Consider the following 1,158-nt stretch of genomic DNA (forward strand, 5'->3'; position numbering starts at 1 on the left):
CGCCGGGCGCGTCCGCGTACCCGGCGGGCGCCCCGTTGTAGTCGACCCCGGCGCCGGTCACCTCCTTGCCGCCGGTGTCCGTGAACCGGTATCCGGCCAGGTTGCCGGTCAATCCGACCTTGATCAGATCCTGGTAGTGCAGCAGCCGCGCCTTCTGCTCGGCCGGGGTGCCGTTCGCGGCGGAGGAGTTGGGGTCGGTGTAGAGGCCGGAGGCGAAGCCCTGCACGCCGGGGTCGGCGTCGAAGGGGCTCCCGCCGCGCACCGCGTCCCGGGCGCGGTCGGAGAAGGTGGCGATGCCGGTGCCGGCCATGTTGGCCTGCGTGGCCTGCACGAACCGGGCGTCGTTCGCGACCTCGCCGAAGTTCCAGCCCTCCCCGTACAGAATGATCTTCCTGCCGTCGACACCGTCCTTCTGCGGGGTCAGCGCGTCCAGGGCCTCGCGGACGGCCAGGATGTTGGCCTTGGGATGGTGGCCCATGAGGTCGAAGCGGAACCCGTCCACCTTGTACTGCCTGGCCCAGGTGACGATGGAGTCCACCACCAGCTTGCCCATCATCGCGTTCTCCGGCGCGGTGTTGGCGCAACAGGTACTGGTGGCCACCGAGCCGTCGGCGAGGAGCCGCTGGTAGTAGCCGGGCACGATCCGGTCCAGCACACTGGTCTCCGCCTGCCCGCTCGCGGCGGTGTGGTTGTAGACGACGTCCATCACGACCCGCAGCCCGTCGCCGTTGAGCGCCTGCACCATCTCGCGGAACTGGACGGTACGGGCCGTGCCGTCCGGATCGGTGGCGTACGAGCCCTCCGGGACCGTGTAGTGGTACGGGTCGTAACCCCAGTTGTAGGCATCCCCGGCAGCGGACTTCGCCACGCACTGCTGCTGCTTGTCGGAGTCGGCCGGGTAGGAGGCCAGGTCACAGTCCGGCCTCGCCTGGTCGGCCCTGCGCTCGGGAATCGTGGCGATGTCGAACGCGGGCAGCAGATGCACGTAGGAAGTACCGGCCTCGGCCAGCGCCCGCAGGTGCTTGGAGCCGTCGCTGTTCCTGTCCGCGAAGGCCAGGTAGGTACCCGGGTGCTTCGCCGTGCGGTCCTCCACGGAGAAATCCCGGATGTGCAGCTCCTGGATCTGCGCATCCTTCAACGGCACCGCCCGGGGCTTGC

At 69.4% G+C, this 1,158-nt stretch carries 1 pseudogene; it reads right to left on the bottom strand.

The window, feature by feature from the left end:
* Window positions 1-1,158: pseudogene (locus tag IE273_RS43100) on the bottom strand (pullulanase-type alpha-1,6-glucosidase); the annotation flags it as partial.

This window comes from Streptomyces olivaceoviridis, from assembly GCF_014650115.1.
Taxonomy (GTDB): domain Bacteria; phylum Actinomycetota; class Actinomycetes; order Streptomycetales; family Streptomycetaceae; genus Streptomyces; species Streptomyces olivaceoviridis.